Source organism: Streptomyces sp. NPDC087428 (assembly GCF_044744085.1).
Taxonomy (GTDB): domain Bacteria; phylum Actinomycetota; class Actinomycetes; order Streptomycetales; family Streptomycetaceae; genus Streptomyces.
The window spans coordinates 136,051-153,140 of the sequence record NZ_JBIUXR010000017.1; the positions used below are offsets into that span (position 1 = coordinate 136,051).

8 protein-coding genes are annotated in these 17,090 nt (G+C 74.4%); all 8 read left to right on the forward strand.

The window, feature by feature from the left end; all coding sequences use genetic code 11:
* The first annotated feature begins 3 nt into the window (after positions 1-3).
* The 8 genes from ACIO3R_RS31900 (at position 4) to ACIO3R_RS31935 (ending at position 17,063) form a co-directional block, all read left to right on the forward strand.
* Positions 4-2,559: a hypothetical protein gene (locus tag ACIO3R_RS31900; RefSeq protein ID WP_402110484.1), complete on the forward strand. Its 2,556-nt coding sequence runs from the start codon at positions 4-6 to the stop codon at positions 2,557-2,559.
* Entirely contained in the window at positions 2,552-3,592 is a 1,041-nt protein-coding gene (locus ACIO3R_RS31905) for a hypothetical protein (protein ID WP_402110486.1), read from the forward strand. Before ACIO3R_RS31900 ends, ACIO3R_RS31905 begins: the two co-directional genes overlap by 8 nt.
* Positions 3,592-4,143 carry a Pycsar system effector family protein gene (locus ACIO3R_RS31910; protein ID WP_402110487.1) on the forward strand — a complete coding sequence of 184 codons (552 nt, stop codon included), beginning with the start codon at positions 3,592-3,594 and terminating at the stop codon, positions 4,141-4,143. The genes ACIO3R_RS31905 and ACIO3R_RS31910 overlap by 1 nt, the downstream gene beginning before the upstream one ends.
* Before the next feature lie 109 nt (positions 4,144-4,252).
* Positions 4,253-6,496, forward strand: a complete 2,244-nt coding sequence (locus ACIO3R_RS31915) for a VWA domain-containing protein (protein ID WP_402110489.1) — start codon at positions 4,253-4,255, stop codon at positions 6,494-6,496.
* A 106-nt stretch (positions 6,497-6,602) separates the two neighbouring features.
* Positions 6,603-10,376 carry a tubulin-like doman-containing protein gene (locus tag ACIO3R_RS31920; protein WP_402110491.1) on the forward strand — a complete coding sequence of 1,258 codons (3,774 nt, stop codon included), beginning with the start codon at positions 6,603-6,605 and terminating at the stop codon, positions 10,374-10,376.
* Complete coding sequence (locus ACIO3R_RS31925) at positions 10,373-12,964, forward strand: hypothetical protein (RefSeq protein ID WP_402110493.1); 2,592 nt, start codon at positions 10,373-10,375, stop codon at positions 12,962-12,964. Before ACIO3R_RS31920 ends, ACIO3R_RS31925 begins: the two co-directional genes overlap by 4 nt.
* Complete coding sequence (locus ACIO3R_RS31930; protein WP_402110494.1) at positions 12,961-15,066, forward strand: hypothetical protein; 2,106 nt, start codon at positions 12,961-12,963, stop codon at positions 15,064-15,066. The genes ACIO3R_RS31925 and ACIO3R_RS31930 overlap by 4 nt, the downstream gene beginning before the upstream one ends.
* Positions 15,063-17,063: a hypothetical protein gene (locus ACIO3R_RS31935; RefSeq protein WP_402110496.1), complete on the forward strand. Its 2,001-nt coding sequence runs from the start codon at positions 15,063-15,065 to the stop codon at positions 17,061-17,063. The genes ACIO3R_RS31930 and ACIO3R_RS31935 overlap by 4 nt, the downstream gene beginning before the upstream one ends.
* Positions 17,064-17,090: the final 27 nt, after the last annotated feature.

Genomic DNA, 17,090 nt, shown 5'->3' on the forward strand with positions numbered 1-17,090 from the left:
CGCATGAGCGACGAGGAGCACGCGGGCGGTCCCCCGGACGACGCTCCCCCCGAGGCCGCCGACAAGGACAAGGACGGCGGCCGGGACAGGGAAAAGGAGAAGGACAGGGAGAAGGAGAAGGGCGGCGAGAAGGGCAGGGGCGGCAAGCCCTCGTCCGACGAGGGGAAGGCCGACGGCGACGGGGAGTCCGCCGACAGCGAGGCGGACGACAAGGAGTCGGAACGGGAGCGCGCCGCCGGGCGGTTCAGGGAACACACCCGCGACCCGCTCGCCGAGGAGGAGAGCGAGGACGGCCCCACCAGTCTCGCCGCCGCCTCACGCGCCCACGGCGACGCCCGGCTGATCTTCACCACCGGCCGGGACCTGCACACCTTCGACCGCCCGCGCATCGGCCGTGTCCAGATCGGCGACACGTACCTGCAGATGGACGCGCGCCGGTCGGGCGCGGGTATGCGCAGCGGACCCGTGCCCGCCGATGAGCTGCGCGAGCTCCGCCGGGCCCATGTGGCACCCGAGGGGTACGTGGGGCTGCGCAACGCGCTCGGCGCACGCCGGCTGCTGGTCCTCGGCGCCGCACCCGGCACGGGCCGTACCAGCACGGCGCTCTCGCTCCTCGACGACGTCACCAACTTCGCGGTGGCGGAGGCGAACAGGAGGACGGAGCCGGAGGCGGACGCGGACACGGATACCGACCCCGCTGCGGACTCCCGGGTGTGGCGGGTCGACCCGGACGACGGGGTGCGGCAGCTGGCCGACTCCCTGGGCGGCGCGGAGGTGCGGCGCGGCACCGGGTATCTGCTGGAGCTCTCCGTCACCGGGCCCGGGGTCCTGCCGCCGGACGAGATCGGCCTGGACCGGCTCGCCGCGGCCCTGGCCGCCTGCCGGGCCTTCGCCGTGATCGTGGTGACGCTCGGGTCGGCGGCGAACCCGCTGCTGGCCGGGCGGTACGGGATGCTCTGCCCGCCCGCGCCCACCCGGGAGCTCCTCGCCACCCGGCTCCGGGAGCGGCTGGAGGAGCGGCCCGACGCGGCCGCCGCCGACGGCCCGCCGACGGCCGAACTGCTGGCGCGTGCGGAGGAACTGGCGGAGCGCGAGGAGGTACGGGACGCGGTCGGGCTCACTGATCTGCGCCCCGTCGAGGCCGAGTTGTTCGCCTCGCTGCTGGCCGGGCACGTGCTGGAGACCGTCTCCTACGAGGAGTTGCTGACCGGCTGTCGGAGCCTGGCCGCCGGCCAGGCCCAGGAGTGGTTCGCCGGGGTGGACCGGGCACTCGCCGCGCTCCCGGCCGCCACGGAGAAGAGCACGGGGCAGGCCGCGGTGCTGTTCCACCCGGTCGCGTTCCGTATCGCACTCGCCGTGCTGGGCGGCGCCTCGCACAGCGCCGTGGCTTCCGCGGCCCACCTGCTGACGTGGGAACTGTCCGTGCAGTGCGACCCGGACAACGCCCCGGCCCGGCCGCTGTTCTGCGACGATCCGGACTCCGATCTGGCCCTGTCCCGCGCCGAGTTGAAGAGCGGACTGGTGGAGGTGGCCGGGGTCGACGTGGCTGCGCGGCTGATCTGGTACCGGGGCTCCGCCCTGCCCGCCGCGGTGCTGACCGAGGTGTGGGACCGGCACTTCCCCGCCCGCGCGCCGGTCGTGCGCTGGCTGCGGCTGCTGGCGGACGACCCGCGCCCCCAGGTGTGGATGCGCGCGGCGGTCGCCGCCGGGGAACTGTGCGTACAGGACTTCGACCACGGATACGCGGAGCTGGTACGGCCGCTGGCCGAGGCGTCCACGCCGCGCCGCAGGTTCTTCGCGGCGACCATGATGGACCAGGCGGCCGGCCACGCCTCGCACCGCAAGGCGGTGCGCAAGCTGGTCGACGACTGGGTCAAAAGCGGGACGAACGCGCTGCGCTGGTCCGCGGCGATGGCCCTCGGGTACGGGAACGCCGCGGCCACCACGGACGCCTCCCTGGACGCCCTGGCCCGGATCGGGGTCCGGAACGAGGGCGAGCAGATGGCCGTCGCCTCGCTCAACGTCGTACGCCTGCTGGCCCTCCCGGACGGCGCCCGGGTGCTGCGGCGGATGAACGACTGGACGCACCACAAGTACGTGACGTACCAGGACCTCGGTCTGGTGACCACCGTCCGCCTGATGCTCACCTCGGTGGACGAGGTGCTGTTCGACACCTCCGTCTCCCCGCTCGGGGAACGCGGCGACCGCCCGCTGGCGCTCGCCCTCGCCGCCTCGCGTCCCGAACTGGTGCGCCCGATGGCCGACTTGATGTGGACGGCCCTGAACACCGCACGGTCGAGGGACGTGGCCATGGACGCCCTGGAGTCCCTGCTGCGCTCGGCCGTGCGCAAGAACGGCTCCGAGGGGGCGCGGCCGGGCCTGGCGGCACTGCTGCCCGTGCTCATGGCCGAGGAGCAGGACAGGCGGCGGCTGGACTGGCTGCTGCGCCGCATGATGAACGATCCCGAGAACCGGCTCCCCGACGCGCAGGCGCGGGCCCTGTGGTGGCTCGCCGTACCGGCGCGGGGCCGGAAGGGCGAGGAGGAGAGAAATGGCTGAGGACGACGGCCCGGCACCCGCGGGTCCGCTCCTGCGGGAGTACGCGCCCACCGGCCCGTTCCGGCAGGCGAGTGCGCGGACGGCATCGGTGCTGTTCTACCGGAACGGCGGCTACAGCGTGGCCACCGTCTCCGGGGTCGAGCACTACGACAAGCGGGCGCTGGCCCGGCCGCACACCGTGTGCGAGATCGCGCTCGGCACCTATGGGACGACGCTCCAGATGGAGCTGCCCGCCAAGGGCGGTGCCTCGTTCTTCAAGGCCGAGGTCGACATCCACTGGACCGTGACCGATCCGCACCTGGCCGCCACCGAGGTGGTGACCGATGTCGCCAAGCGGCTCACCGCCCCGATCCTGGAGCGGCTGCGCGAGGTGTCGTCGGACTTCCCGGTGGCCGAGGCCGAACAGGCCAACCGCGCCATCACCGGTCACTGCGCCGGCGGGCGCTGGGACGACCTGGGCGCCGATGTCGGCCTGCGGGTACGGCTGTACGTCAGGCTGCGGGTGGACGACCGGACGATCACGCACATGGACGACATCCGGGAGGCGCGTGACTCGGCCGAGGTGACCCGGGTGCACCAGGAGAGGTTCCGCGCCATGTTGCAGGGCGGGGAACTGGACCAGCTCAGCTACATGCTGGCGGCCCAGCCCGAGGCGGCCAAGGACTTCCTGGAGAAGATCCGCCAGGAGGGCAGGCAGGACGAGAAGGACCGCGTCGAGCGGCTCTTCGACATGGTCGACAGCGGCCAGATCCAGTCCAACGACCTGGAGACACAGGCGCTCGCCCTCCTCAACCGGGGCCGCCGGCCCGTGCAGGGACCCGTCGGCTCGCTGCCCGCCCACCGCAGGCCCCCGCAGCTGGAGCCCGCGGCGCCGGAGCCGTACGCCCCCGACTGGCTGGCGGACGAACCGCCCGCCGGGCCGGGCCGCCGGCCCGGCCCGAGGGAGCCGGAGGACGAGACGCCGGAGCGCCCGCGCCGCCGCAGCCGCAGCCGCGACGCGGACGACGGATGGTCCTGGGCGGAGGAGGGCTGATGACCGCCGACGGCGGGGCACGGACCTCCCCCGATCCGGTCGTCACCGTGCAGGGCGGGGGGCCGCACGGCGACGACCGGACGGGGGAACGCATCGCCGAACGGCTGCTCAACACGGTCAGGGAGGACCTCGGCCGGGCCGACTCCAAGGCGGCGGTGCTCCTCTCCGGGGCACTGGCGCTGCCGGCCTTCCTGATCGGGCGGCACGGGGCGCCCGACTGGCACGGGCCCGCCGACGCAGCGCTGATCGTCGCGGGGGTGCTCTGGATCGTCGCGGTGACCGCGCTGGTCCGGGCGCTCATGCCGCGTACCGGCACCGTGCGCAGCGGGCGCGGGGTGACGTACTTCGGCGATCTGCTCGCCCCGTACGACCTGGTCCGGCTGTCCGCGGAGGTCGCCGACGCCGGGCGCGACCCGGCCCGGTGGCTGCTCATCCAGGCGGTGGACGTCAGCTCGATCCTGGCCCGCAAGTACCGGGCCATCCGCTGGGGCGTCGGCACGCTGGCCCCGGCGGCGGCGCTGGCCATGGGCTGGAGCCTGATCGCGCGCTGAGCGGCAGCCGCGTGCGCGTCACACCGCACACCACACAGAACCACAGAGACTCAATAAGGGGACGGCCGTGGGAAGAGTCAGGGCAGGACGGCGGACAGGAAGGGGCCGGTTGCGCCGGGCGGCGGTCTCCGCGCTGGGCGGCGCCGCCGTGCTCGCGTCCCTGTTGTCGCCCGCCAGTCATGATCCGGTGGTGGCGGCGTCGTCCGAACCGGCCTCCGCCGCCGTCAACTACGCGGTCGGCGTGGACGAGTCCGCCAGCCTCGCGCCCGCGGACATGAAGGCGGAGAAGGCCGCCGCGTCGCGGATCGCGATCGGTGACGTCTCCGCGTCCTCGCACGTCACCGTCTTCGGTTTCGCCGCCGCGGAGACCGGCGACCAGCGGGCGGTGGACCCGGTGTGCCCGCGCACCGAACTCGACGCGGCAGGGCGCGAGTCGATCGGCGCGTGCGTCGGCAGGCTGCGCAGCCGCAAGAGGAGCGAGGGCACCGGTACGGACTTCCCGAGCGCGATACGCCAGGGCGTGCACGATCTGAGCGCCGGCACCGACCCGTCGGTGCCCCGCGTGCTGTTCCTCCTCACCGACGGCCGGATGGACGTCACGGACAGCGAGAAGTACGGCGGCGAGGCGCACCGCGCGGCCGAGGGCGAGCGGCAGCTGACCGCGGCGCTCAAGGAAGCCGCCGCCCAGCAGGTCCAGGTCTGGCCGCTGGGCTTCGGCTCCGCCCCGGACAAGGCGCAGCTCGACCGGATGGCGGCCGGCGGCTACCAGAAGGGCTGTGTCGAACTGCCCTCCGCGCGCCCGCGGGCCGGCAAGGTCTCCGGGGCGAAGGACGTCGGCCCGATGCTGGAGAAGATCTTCGCCGCGGCCCACTGCCTGCGCTACAGCCGGGGCCCCAGCGACCGGCCGCCCACCACACTGGAGATCGGCGTCTCGCCGCTGGCGACCGTGGGCAGCATCGTGGTCGACAAGGGTGATCCCGAGGTGACGGCGACCTATTTCGACCCGAGCGGCCACAAGGTGCCCACCTCGGGGACGTACCGCAGGTCGAGGTTCGAGCTGGCGGGTGCCGGCGGCACCGTCGAGGCCCTGAAGATCACCGACCCGGTGCCCGGCATCTGGAAGGTGAAGGTCGAGGCGCCCGAGGGGCACCGTTCGCTGCCCGTCGGCGTCAGCGTGCTCTGGCACGGCGAGCTGCGCGGGGCGATCACGATGGACCCGCCGTCGCCGCAGGCCGGACAGAAGACCAAGGTGTCGCTGCGGCTCCAGACCCGCGAGGGCTACGAGATCAAGGATCCGCGCGACTACGAAGGTCTGCGGGTACGGAGCGAGCTGACGGGGGACGGTTTCGAGCCGCTGGAACTGGACCTCACCGACGACGGCACCGGAGCCGACCCCGAGAAGGGCGACGGCTCCTTCACCGGGACCGTGCGGGTCCCGGAGGCGGCCGACGGGGCACTGAAGGTGACCGGCACCCTGACGGCCTCGGGGCTCACCGCCGACGTCCGCAGCGAGGCCGGCACGGTCCCGCCGGGCGAGCCGGACGTCGTCGCCGCGCTCACCCTGCCCACCGCCGAGGTCCATCCCGGCGCCTCGGTCGACGGCACCCTGGCCGTCCACAACACCAGCGACGCCCCGCACACCCTGCGGCTGTCCGTCGCCGACATCGGCCGGGCCATGCTCACGGTCACCCCGGCGGAGATCGTGCTGAAGCCCGGCGAGTCCGGCACCCGGAAGGTGAGCGTCGAGGTCGCCCCCGCGGACGTCTTCGGGTCCCGGCTCGGGGACGACGGGCTCCGGTTGGGCGGCACCCTGACCGTCGTCGACGCCACGGACTCCCACCGCGCGCTGGTGCGGTCCCCGCTGTCGGTGCGGGTGACGCCGGAGCCCGGGATCTGGGACACCTACTGGTGGGCGTTCATGGCCGGCGCCGTGCTCCTCGCGCTCGCCGCCGTGGCGGTACTGGCCTGGCGCAGGCTGCGCCGCGGGCGCCGGGACCCGTACGGCCTTCTGCTCCAACTGGTCTCCGAGGACGGCGACATCCTCAGCGAGCACCCGGCCAGGCACGGGAACAAGCAGCAGTGGTACGAGTTCGTCGTCGTGGAGCCCCATCGCAGCCCGCGCATCGAACGCCGCGACCGCGGCCCGTACGCCGTCCAGCGCAGCCCGGAGGGCGGGGCCGTGCTGCGCAAGCGCGGCGGCGGGCGGACCAGGCTGCCCGTCCAGGGCCGGGTCCCGCTCACGGACACGCTGAGCCTGGCCCTCGGCGCTCCGGCGGAGAGCGCCTCCGCGGACGGCTCCGTGCCGCCCGCCGCGAACGGGAGCGCGAGCACCTACGACGAGACCTACCTGTGACGCGCGGGGCGGGCCGGCGCGCCGGAACCCCGTCCCGGCCGCGGGAACCCCATGGACGCACAGAGGACGAACCGGCCGTCGTGACGGCCGTAAGCGGGAGGAACCCATGAAAATCTTCCAGCCGATGCTCTTCGTCGGACTGGGCGGCACCGGTGGTCTGGTCGGCGCGGAACTGGAGCGCAAGCTGCGCACCGAACTGTGCGGTCCCGACGGTGTCGCGCTCAGCCACCTGGGCGGCCACGCCCCCTACCAACTGCCGGACTGCCTCCAGTTCGTGTACGCGGACTACAGCGAGTCCGACCTCCAGCGGCTGCCGCAGTTCAACGTGGACCCGTCGCTGCGGGCCGCGTACTCCCGCACCTCCCGGGCCACCCACAACCTGCTGCCCAACTTCGACAGTTCGCCCGAAGTGACCAAGATGCTGCGGGCGAGCCTGCGCGAGGAGGTCTCCGACTGGCTGCCGCCGCGCATCGACGAACCGAAGGTCACCCCGCTCCACAACGGCGCCGGCCAACTGCCCACCGTCGGCCGGGCCGCTCTCTTCGCGACGCTCAGGCACAGCCTCGCCCCGGTCCTGGAACCCCTGCTCCAGGCGATCGACGCGATCGCCAGGTCCGCCGGTGAGCTGAGCGAACTCGGCGGCGGCAAGGCCACCGGCTGCGATGTGTTCGTCGCGTTCTCCGTGGCCGGGGGCACCGGCGCGGGGATCTTCCTGGACTACCTCCACCTGATCAACTACGCGTTCCAGCTGCGCCGTTTCGACGGGGTGAAGATCTACCCGCTGGTCGTGATGCCGTCCTCGTTCTCCTCGTCCGGCGGTGGCGGCCGGGAGGCGGAGCTCAACGCGGCCCGCGCCCTGGTCGACCTGTTCCGGCTGGTGGACGGGCAGAACGCGCCGACGGAAGGGGAGGAGATCGGCGACCTGGACCACAGCCCCGGGCTCGGCATCCGCTATCCGGGCATGACGCCGATCCGGCTGCGGACCGGCATTCTGCCCACCGCGTTCCTGTTCAGCCCGACCGCGGGCATCCGCCAGGACGACCTGCGCCGCTCCATCGTCTCCCTGGTGATGTCGCTGATCGGCACCGAGCTGGGCGACGGGCGCTCCCGGGGGCGGTCGACGGCGGCCGACGACGACTTCCAGACGTTCGCCGCGAGCTTCATCAACCGGGGGGTGCAGCGCAGCGCCGTGTCCCCGACCGGGATCGGCAGACAGGGCGTCTCCACCAGCCTGGTGGCCTCCATGACCGCGCCGATGGACCAGCTCGCCGACCTGGTGGCCGGCCGGCTGCTGCGCAAGGCGGTCACCGAGCTGGCGGAACGGCCGCGCGCCGCGCTGCGGGACAGCGCCGTACCGATGATCCGGCAGCTGTTCACCGACTCCCAGCTCGAAGAGCTGTGGGAGCGCAAGCAGTTGGACGTGCCGGAGCCCGATCCGCTGCCGCGCGGCAGCAAGGCCATCGAGCAGGCGCTGGCCGAGCGGAGCGCGGACATGCAGCGGCTGCTGTCCGACCTCCAGTCCAAGGCCGACCGCCAGGCCGCCTCGATGGCCGACCGGTTCTCGCCGCGCCCCGCCATCGACAAGCTCCTCCAGACCGTGGACCCCTTCCTCGCCGAGCGCGTCGTGCGGGGCATCCCCAAGAGCGACGAGCAGATCGCCCGGCTCGGGTTCCTCGGCATGCTCAACAGCCGGGCCGGCGCCCCCCAGCGCCCGCCGGGAGTGACGGAGCAGCCGCCCAAGAACCCGCGGATCAAGGGCCGGCTGGCGGGGATGTCCCCGGCCCGTTGGGGCGACGACGACGTGCAGGCCGCGCTCCGGGCACAGGACAGCTGGTACCAGTGGCGCAGCCGCACCGTCTGGCACGAGGCCTGGCGGGAGCAGCAGCAGCGCTGGCAGTCCCACGCGGACACCGCGGGGACCGATCTGGGCCGCCTGGTGAACGCCTTCCGCAAGCACTCCGACCAGGAGCGCAAGGTCTCCGCGCAGAAGGGCCTCGAACTGTACGAGGACCGCACCGGGATCTCGTACCTGCTGCCGCCCCAGCGCACCCTCAACCACTTCTACGAGGACCTGGTCACCCGGCTGATCCGCCGGGAGGGGCTGCGCGAGCACGACGACGAGGCCGCGCTGCTGCTCAAGATGATCGACGGGGACACCTGGCGCCATGTCCACGCGCTCAGCCGGCGCAGCCCGGACAACGCCGTCGCCGTCATCAAGGCGCAGTTGGAGGGCCGCATCACCCGGCTGTTCGCGGAGAGCGGCGAACAGCTGGAGGAGCGGCCGCTGTTGCCTCCCATGGGCACCCTGCTGGCCGCCGCGGCGGGCGACGCGGACGCCGCGGACCAGGTCAGCAAGGAGGCCCTGGACCTGTTCGGCCGGAAGCTCACCGGGCTGCTGCCGGTGGGCTTCACCCCGGAGGGCACCGGGCCGCTGCGGGTCCTGGTCACCCATCCGCGGGTGCAGGCGGTGGACGAGGTGAAGGAGTACCTCGGCAAGACGCTGCGGCTGCCGGCCGACGCGAAGAACTCCGTGGACTTCCGCGGCGTGGAGAGCGACTCGATCACCGTCGTCCTGTTCCGCAGCGAGATGAGCCTCACCCAGGTGCCGGAGGCCCGCAAGGTGCTGCGCCAGTGGGCCAGGGCGAAGGAGTCCGAGCAGGCCCAGGACGTGCTGCGCTGGCGTCAGCGGCTCGGTTACCGCGACAGCTGGATGGTGAGCAGCGAGGAGGACCGCCGCACGATCCTGCACCGGCTGCTGTGCTGCATGTGGAACGGCCAGGTGGATGTCGTGGACGGTGACTCCGCGTCGCCGGACCGGGTGCGGCTGCGGCTGTTCCCCGAGACGGGCGGCAGCGTGCCCGGGGTCCGGCTGCGGCTCGGCGACTTCCCCGGTGGTGTGTCGAGCTGGGCGGAGCTGCTGCGGGCGTACGAGCGCTGGACCGTCCTGGACGACGAGCGGACCGTCGAGGACTACTGCCAGGGGCTGATGAGCGCCCAGCCGCTGGGTCTGGCCAGGACCGGCAGCGAACCGCACCCGCTCTTCGTCGAGCTGATCGAGAAGATCGCCCCGCGCCAGCTGGAGCTGCTGGCGGAGCGCAGGGAGCGGGGCGGCGAGCGGGTCGAGGGATGGGTGCGGCCGCTGTGGGAGTTCTGGGCGGAGACGCTGCCGGCCGCGCTGGACGCCGAGTTCGGGGACCAGCGCGCGGTCCAGCCGACCCTGCGCACCCTGCTGGAGCACGTGCGCGGCGGTACGCCGGAGCCCCGGGCCCGCAAGGAGTTCCCGGAACCCCGGCGTCCCGTGGCCGATGACGACGACTGGGGCACCGCACCGGGTGCCACCAGCGGCTACGCGGCCTCCCGCGCCGGTGACGGCGGCGGCGCGGCGTACGGCTCCCGCGACCCGTACGCGGAGCCGGGACGCGCCCCGTACGCGGAACCCGGACGCGACACCGGGCGCGAGCGCGACGCGCACGCGGGGCGCGAACCCGCACCCGACGCGCGGCGCGTGCGCGACCCGTACGCCGAACCCGAACCCGGACCCGACGCGCGGCGGGAACGCGACCCGTACGCCAAGCCCAACTCCCGTCCGGAGCACGCCCGGTACACAGAACCCGAACCCGAACCCGAGCCCGACACCCGGCGCGAGCGCGAGGCGTACGACCGGCGTGAGGCGTACGACCCCCTGGGGCCGGCCCCGGACGACGACCCGTTCGGTGGCAGCCCCCGGCGTGCGCCGGAGGACCGTTCCGAGGGCGACGCGCCCCGTACCGGCAGCAGGCCGGCGCCCTGGGACGACGACCCCGGCGACCGGAGCCCGTACCGGGGCGACGGCGACAGCGACCGTTACCGCCGCAGGTCCCTGGACGGTGATGCGGAGTGATCACGCGCGAGGACGTCGCCAACGTCGTCCACCTGGACCTGCGCACCGGAGCGGCGGAGCTCGACGCCGCCGCGCCCCTGCGGGCCAGGGTCGCCCGCCAACTGGGCCTGGCCGGGCTGCCGGAACCCGATCACCCGCTGTTCCTGGTGGTCGACACCCCGGCCGGGCTGAGGGACCACCAGCGGCAGTACGAGCTGCTCACCACCTACCGCGCCGTGGGCGAGATCAGGATGCTGGTCCTGCTGGTGGGCAGTGCGCCCGGTTCGTACTCCGACGAGGACGACGCGTTCCAGCCGGACCGGCGGCTGGAGAGGCCCTCGATACTGCGGGCCTCCGGCGTCGCCCTGCTGTGGGCCGGGGATCTGCGCTCCGCCCGCACCGCGCTGGAACAGCCCGCGCCCGACGCACCGGACGCGCTGGCCGTCCTGGTGGACCTGCTGTCGGTTCCGGACGTCTTCCTCAGGGTGCTCGACGACCTCGGGGCGCTGCCGGAAGCCGTCGGCACACCCGGGGTGCGGCTGCTGGAGCAGGACCTGCCCCCTGAGGTACGTGACCGGGCCTGGCGCGACGCGCTCCGCCGGTTCGCGGGCGAGGACACCGAACTCGCGCCGGACCTGCCGGTGACCGCGTGGTCCGGCGCGGATCTGCCGGAGCCGCTGCGGGGGCTCGCCACCGGCCGGTCAGGACGCGACCAGCGGCACCGGGAACCGGGCGGGATGGCGGACAGCGCGTACGTCTCGTGCGCGCGGGCCCTGGACCGGGCCCGGAGCACCCTGTCCGGGCTGCGGGCCCTGACCGGGCTGCTGCGCGCCTCGCACCGGGAGGCGTTCGAGGCCGATCTCGACCAGGCGCGCGAGTCCCTCGACGCGTACCGGGAGCTCGTCACCACCGCCCTGCACAGCGACGGCGGCTCGGGCACGGCGCCCTCCGCCGCGGAGGCGGCGGCCCGGCTCGCGGCGCTCGGGCTGCGGGTGCCCTCGGCCGAGGGGGTGGGCGAGCGGATCGGTGAGGGGCTGCGGGAGTTCGCCCGGAAGCTGATGGGCCAGAAGATGTCCCTGCGTGCGGTGGCCCAGCGCTTCACCGGGCTGGCCGGGCGGGTGGAACCGGTCCCCGGCTCCGCGCTGCTGCCGAAGCTGGCCGACCACTCCGCCGAGGCCGTGGCGCGGCGGTCCGGGACGCGTGGCGGCCCGATGCCGGACTTCGTCACCGGTCCGACGGCGACGGCCCTCGCGGCCCTGGCCGGACTGCTCGGCGCCCTGTGGCAGGGGCCCCTCGCGGTGCTCGCGGCCCTCGTCCCGCTGGTGTTCTTCGGGGTGGCGGGGCTCAGCGCGTCCCGGCTGCGCGACGAGCCGGCGGGTCACCGGTCGACCGGTCCCCGGGTCGCGGCACTCTGCGCCGCCGCGGCCGGGCTGATCGTCGCGTACACGACGGACCCCCCGCTCTGGCTGAGCACCGCCGGGCTGCTGGTGGGGCTCGTCCTCGCGGTGGAGACGGCACGCAGGCTCTGGGACGCGGCGGCCGCCTACTGGGCCGCGGGCAAGGGGGCGACGGCGCTCCGCCGGGCCCTGGACGGGCTCGACGGCCTGCTGGCCGACGTGGTCCGTGAGCACTGGGCGGCGAAGGAGCGGCTGTACTGCGCCGACGCGGCACGGTCCGTCGCCGGGATGCTGCGGGCCACGGCCGCCGCCGCGGACGCCGAGGCGGTACCCGGTCCCGAGCAGGACGCGGTCCACGCGGGGTCCGGCGCAGAACCGCCGTCCGTGGACGACTGGCTGGACAGTTCCTCCGCCCTGGAGTCCGACGCCTTCGCCGCGTCCGACGACGAGGACGCCGACTGGGCGAGCGCCTACGCCTGGCAGGACGAGCGGTCCTGGGACGAGCCGGCGAACGGTCCGGGCGCCGCCGCCCCGCCCGCCGACCCGTGGGAGGAGCGCACGGCCGGGACTCCGCGCTGGCTGGACCGCGAGAGCGGCGAGGGCGGCTCCGAACTGGTCGCCACCCTCGCCGACGACCTGATGGACGCCGCCCTGGTCGCGATGACCCCGTACTGGGGCGCCGTCGAACACGGCCAGACCGGCGCCCTCGCCGTCCGCCGCACCGAGGAGCGGGTACGCGATCTGCTGTCGGCGGCCCGCCGCCACCTCCGGCGCAACGGGGTACTGGCGCCACCCCCGTTCGCCGACGGCCGCCGCACCCGCACCGGCTCGGCGAACCTGCTGGGCACCGACCCGCACGGGGTGGCCGAACTGGTCGGCGCGGAGGCCGACCACCGGGCCGTGGTCCAGCTGTCCTCACCCGAGCAGGGCACGCTGCTCAGCCGCGACCCCGAGGCGGCGGTGTGGATCCGCTTCGCCCCGCAGGCCGTGCGGGGCGAGGTCGAGACCGCCTGGCTGGCGAGCGGTTCGCTCCAGCCGGAGGACGTGCTGTGGACGTCGTCGGGCCGGTACGCCGGCCTCATCCGGCTCACCCCGCTGCGCATGGGCGTGGTGGAGAACGTCCGGCCCTACCAGAGCCCCCGCGACCCCGGGTCCGACTGGCTGGAGCACGAAGCACTGGAGTACGAGGAAAAGGACGGCGACCGCTGGTGACCAGCACCTCTCACTCGCACCTGGCGGATCCGGAGAGCCCGCAGCGGGCCACGCTCACGTTCAGCACGCCCTCGGGCCGGCGCCGCACCGCGCCGGTCCGCTTCGGCGCACGCGGGTCCCGGCGTGATCCGCAGCTGCCGCAGCTGATCCGCAACGGCCTCCTCGACGACGAGGGCCAGCAGTGCGTCCAGGTGCGCCTGACCGCCGCCGACGCCGCGCATCCGGCCGCGCGCGCCCTGCTGGACACGGAGGCGGGCACCGCCCTGCACCTGCACCGGGTGCTCGACGGTTCGCCGTACGCGTCGCTCTTCCCGAGGATCATCGGCCATGAGCTGGACACGGCCGAGCCGTACCTGCTGTACGCGCCACCGCGCGGGGCCGCCGCCGCCCGCACCCATGTGATGTCCGCGACCGCTCAGCGGGTCCTCGCCCGCGACCTGATGGTGGCCCTGTGCCTGCTGGACAGCCAGGACCTGGTGCCGCGGGGCATCTCGCCGGGCACCGTGCTGTGGGACGGCACCTCGCTCCAGCTCTGGGGGCTGGAGGCGGTGGTCCGCACCGGGCGGCCGCGGACCCGGTGGGGCCGGACGCCCTACTGCTCGCCCGAACAGCGCCGCGGAGAGGGACTCGCCGACCCCCGCGACGGGGTGTGGAGCGCCGCCCAGGTGCTCTACCAGCTGGTGACCGGCCGGCCGGGCCCCGCCGACCGGGTGCCCGCCGACCTCGCCTCGCACCGGGTACTCGCCGAGACCCTGCGGGGCGCCTTCGCCCCGCTCGCCCGGGACCGGCCGACGCCCGCCCGGCTGCTCGACCTGCTGGCCCCGGGCACCTCCCGGCGCCTCGCGCTCGACGTACCGGCCGACGAGACGCGCCCGCACCGGGAGGCGTTCGAGCAGACGCTGCGCCTCAAACGGCAGGCGCCCGTCCCCGAACCCCGCGAGGAGCCGGACGGGCAGGGCACCGGGGAGGTGGTCTGCCCGTACTGCCTGGAGACCATCCAGCTCGACCTCGGCTCGCTGTTCGTCACCGACAGCAGGATGCAGTACCAGCCGCTGAACCCCGCGGGCATCGCCAACCCCTTGCGGCGCCAGGACGTCATGCGCGGCGCCGTACAGAAGTGCACGGCCGATCCGGACTTCCCCGAGCACTTCATCCCGGTGCCCTATCTGACGTACGGACGGCCGCTGACCGTCGCGATGGTCGGCCAGTCCTCCACCGGCAAGAGCCATCTGCTGACCCAGATGATCGCGGCGATCACCGACGGCGGCCTGGAGCCGTTCGGTCTGAAGTGGCAGTCCGTCAACCCGGATCAGCACGCGCGGTTCGTACGGGAACGGGTGCAGCCGCTGCGCAACGGCAGGGTCCTCGACCACACCAGCGGCGTCGGCCTGGACGGCTTCGCCCGCTTCGTGGAGTCCCTGCTGATCACCGACGCGCGGGGGCAGGTGCGCCCGGTCGCCTTCTTCGACCTGGGCGGCGAGGACCTCGTACGGACCGACTCCGCGCTCCGCTTCCTGCTCGGCGTCGACGCGATGGTCTTCGTCGTCGACCCGGCGCTCGCGCTCCCGCTGCCCCAGCTGGACCACGCCAGGCAGCACTGGGGCCTGGAGGTGAACCGGGACGGCGATCTCGCCTTCGCCACCGTCCTGGACCGGCTGCCGAAGAGTGGCCCGTACCTGGATGTGGCGGCCGCGATGGTGCTCGGCAAGGCCGACCTCCTGCGGTTCCAGCCCCCCGTCGACCGGTGGCTGGGCGAGGCCGCGCCCACCTCGCTCGACCCGGCGCTGACCCACGCGGAGAGCGCGGACGTCTACGCGTTGCTGCGCCGGCACGCCGGACAGGCGTGGCTGCGCCCGTTCGACACGATCCGCCGGTGCACCCTGCACGTCTCCTCGGCCACCGGCGGCCAGGAGGCCGAGGGCCGCTACCCGGCGGGGGCCGGCCCCCGCCGGGTGCTGGAGCCGCTGCTGTCGGTGCTGGCGATGCACGGTCTGATCGAAGTACCCGGCGGCGCGGAGGCGTTCGCCGTGGGCAAGGCGCCCGCGATGGAAGCGGTACCGCTGTCGGACGCGAGTGAGTTCCCGGGAGAGGAAACGACGTGAGCGACTTCCAGGACCGGAGGCCCGCTCACCGGGATCCGGCCGGCCCGCGCGGACGGGACGGGCAGGGCGCCCGGGACGGGCAGCGGGCGGGCCGGCGCGGCGACGCCCCGGGCCCGGTGCACCAGGCCGTCTTCCGCTGGGAGGGCAACCAGGGCCGCCAGGGCACCGGCATGAAGGCCGTCGCCCACTCCTGCCCGGCCGAGCTCGCCGACGAACTGGGCCGGGAACTGGGCCCGTTGCTGTGGGTGTCCGGTACGGCGGCCCCGCGGCAGAGCGTCGTGCGCACCCTGTCGGGCGACGGCCGGGTCATGCTCGTCCGGCGCTGGCCCACCACGGACCGGGGCGGCCGGCCCAGCACGGTCAGTCACGTCCTGATCGGTGACGCGCGGACCCTGGGGACCGAGGAGTGCCTCGGGCTCGCGTACGGCGGCTGGGGCAGCAGCCGGGAGTCCGCCGAGCGGGCTTCGGGGGAGCTGAAGGTGGTGGAGTACGCCCAGCTCGCCTCCATGGTGTCCCAGCGGCTGCCCGGCATGACGAAGCGGCTGGAGAGCGTCCGGCGCGCGCTGATCCTGGTCGCCGCGGAGTGGCTGCGCGATCCGGAGCAGCGGGTGTCGCTCCTCACGGACGAGGTGGACCCGAAGGGCGGACTCGACGCGGACGACGTGCCGTTGGTGTACCTGGGGCTGTACCGGCTCTTCGGTTCCTGGCCGGGCCGGGAGTGGACGTTCGCCACCTACGACACGGCCGACCACCATCAGCTGCGCCTGATGTGCGTGTCGCGCTGGGAGCCGGACGCGGGCGGCTCGGGTCCGCTGGCCCGGATCACGGGGCGGATGGCGGGCGAGCCGAAGTTCGAACACATGGCGGCCGCCCGGCTGGTGGACCACCTCCTCGCGCACCCGGCCGCCGCCCCCGGGGTGCCGCAACTGGCCGACCTGCTCAGGGACGGTGCGGCACTGGGCTGGCAGCGGCGGCGCGGCCTGCTCAAGGAGATCCTGGACGCAGAGCACCGGCGCGGCACCCGCGCGGCCGCTCCCCCGCAGCGTCACCCGGAAGCGGACCGCGCCCCGGACGAGGAACCGGCCCCCGGTCCGGCCGTGCCGTCCGACAGCCCGGACCTGCTCACCAAAACCCCGGCCGCACCCGCCGAACGCCCGGCCGCACCCGCGCCGTACGAGCCACCCGCCCCGTACGAGCCACCGGCACCCCAGGTCCCGGCGCAGCCCCCGCACCCCGGCGGGCCGTTCGTCCCCCCGCCCGCCGGCGAAACAGCACTCCACGAGGTCCTCCGCGCCCACCGGCGCAACGACGCCGTCGGACGCAGTGTGCTCGCGGAGCGCGTGCGCGGCCTCCCCGACGGGCAACTGCTGGACGAACTGCGGTCGGAAGGGCTGCCGCAGGAGGCGGTGGAGCTGCTGCTGAACGAACTGGGGAGCCTCAGCCGGGTCTCGTCGCGGACGGAGTCGATGCGCCACGAGCTGTGCGCGGAAGTACTGCGCAACGGGCTGTACTTCGCGCCGAACAGGCCGGGCGCGGAGTCCGTCCCGCGGACGCTCCTGGCCGAACGGGCGGCCGCACTGTTCACCTGGGCCGTCGCTCCGCTGGCCCGGGACGGGCGCTATCTGCGCGATCTCCAGGAGCTGCTGCACCGCATGTGCCGCGACCGCAACCCCACCGCGGGCAACTGGCTGCGGCAGAGCATCACCGACCCTCCGGGCGGCAGCGCGCCCGATCTGCCGCCCGTCCTGTGGCAACAGCTCCTGCGGGACATGATCACCCAGACCCCGGCGCCGTACCAGGCTCCCCGGCCCCCGCAGCCGCCCCTGTCCCCGCTTGCCCCCGTCCCCGCCCAGGCGCCGGTCTCGCCGACGGCCGTGCGGGAGCGCCCCCGCCTGTGGGACCGGCTCAGCGAACGGACGACGGAGGCCGGCTGTGTGGTGGGGTGCACCCTCGGACTGCTCGTCGTGCTGATCGCGGGTGTGGTCGTCTTCGTGTGACGGCGGCAGCCGGAAGGGCCGCGGTCG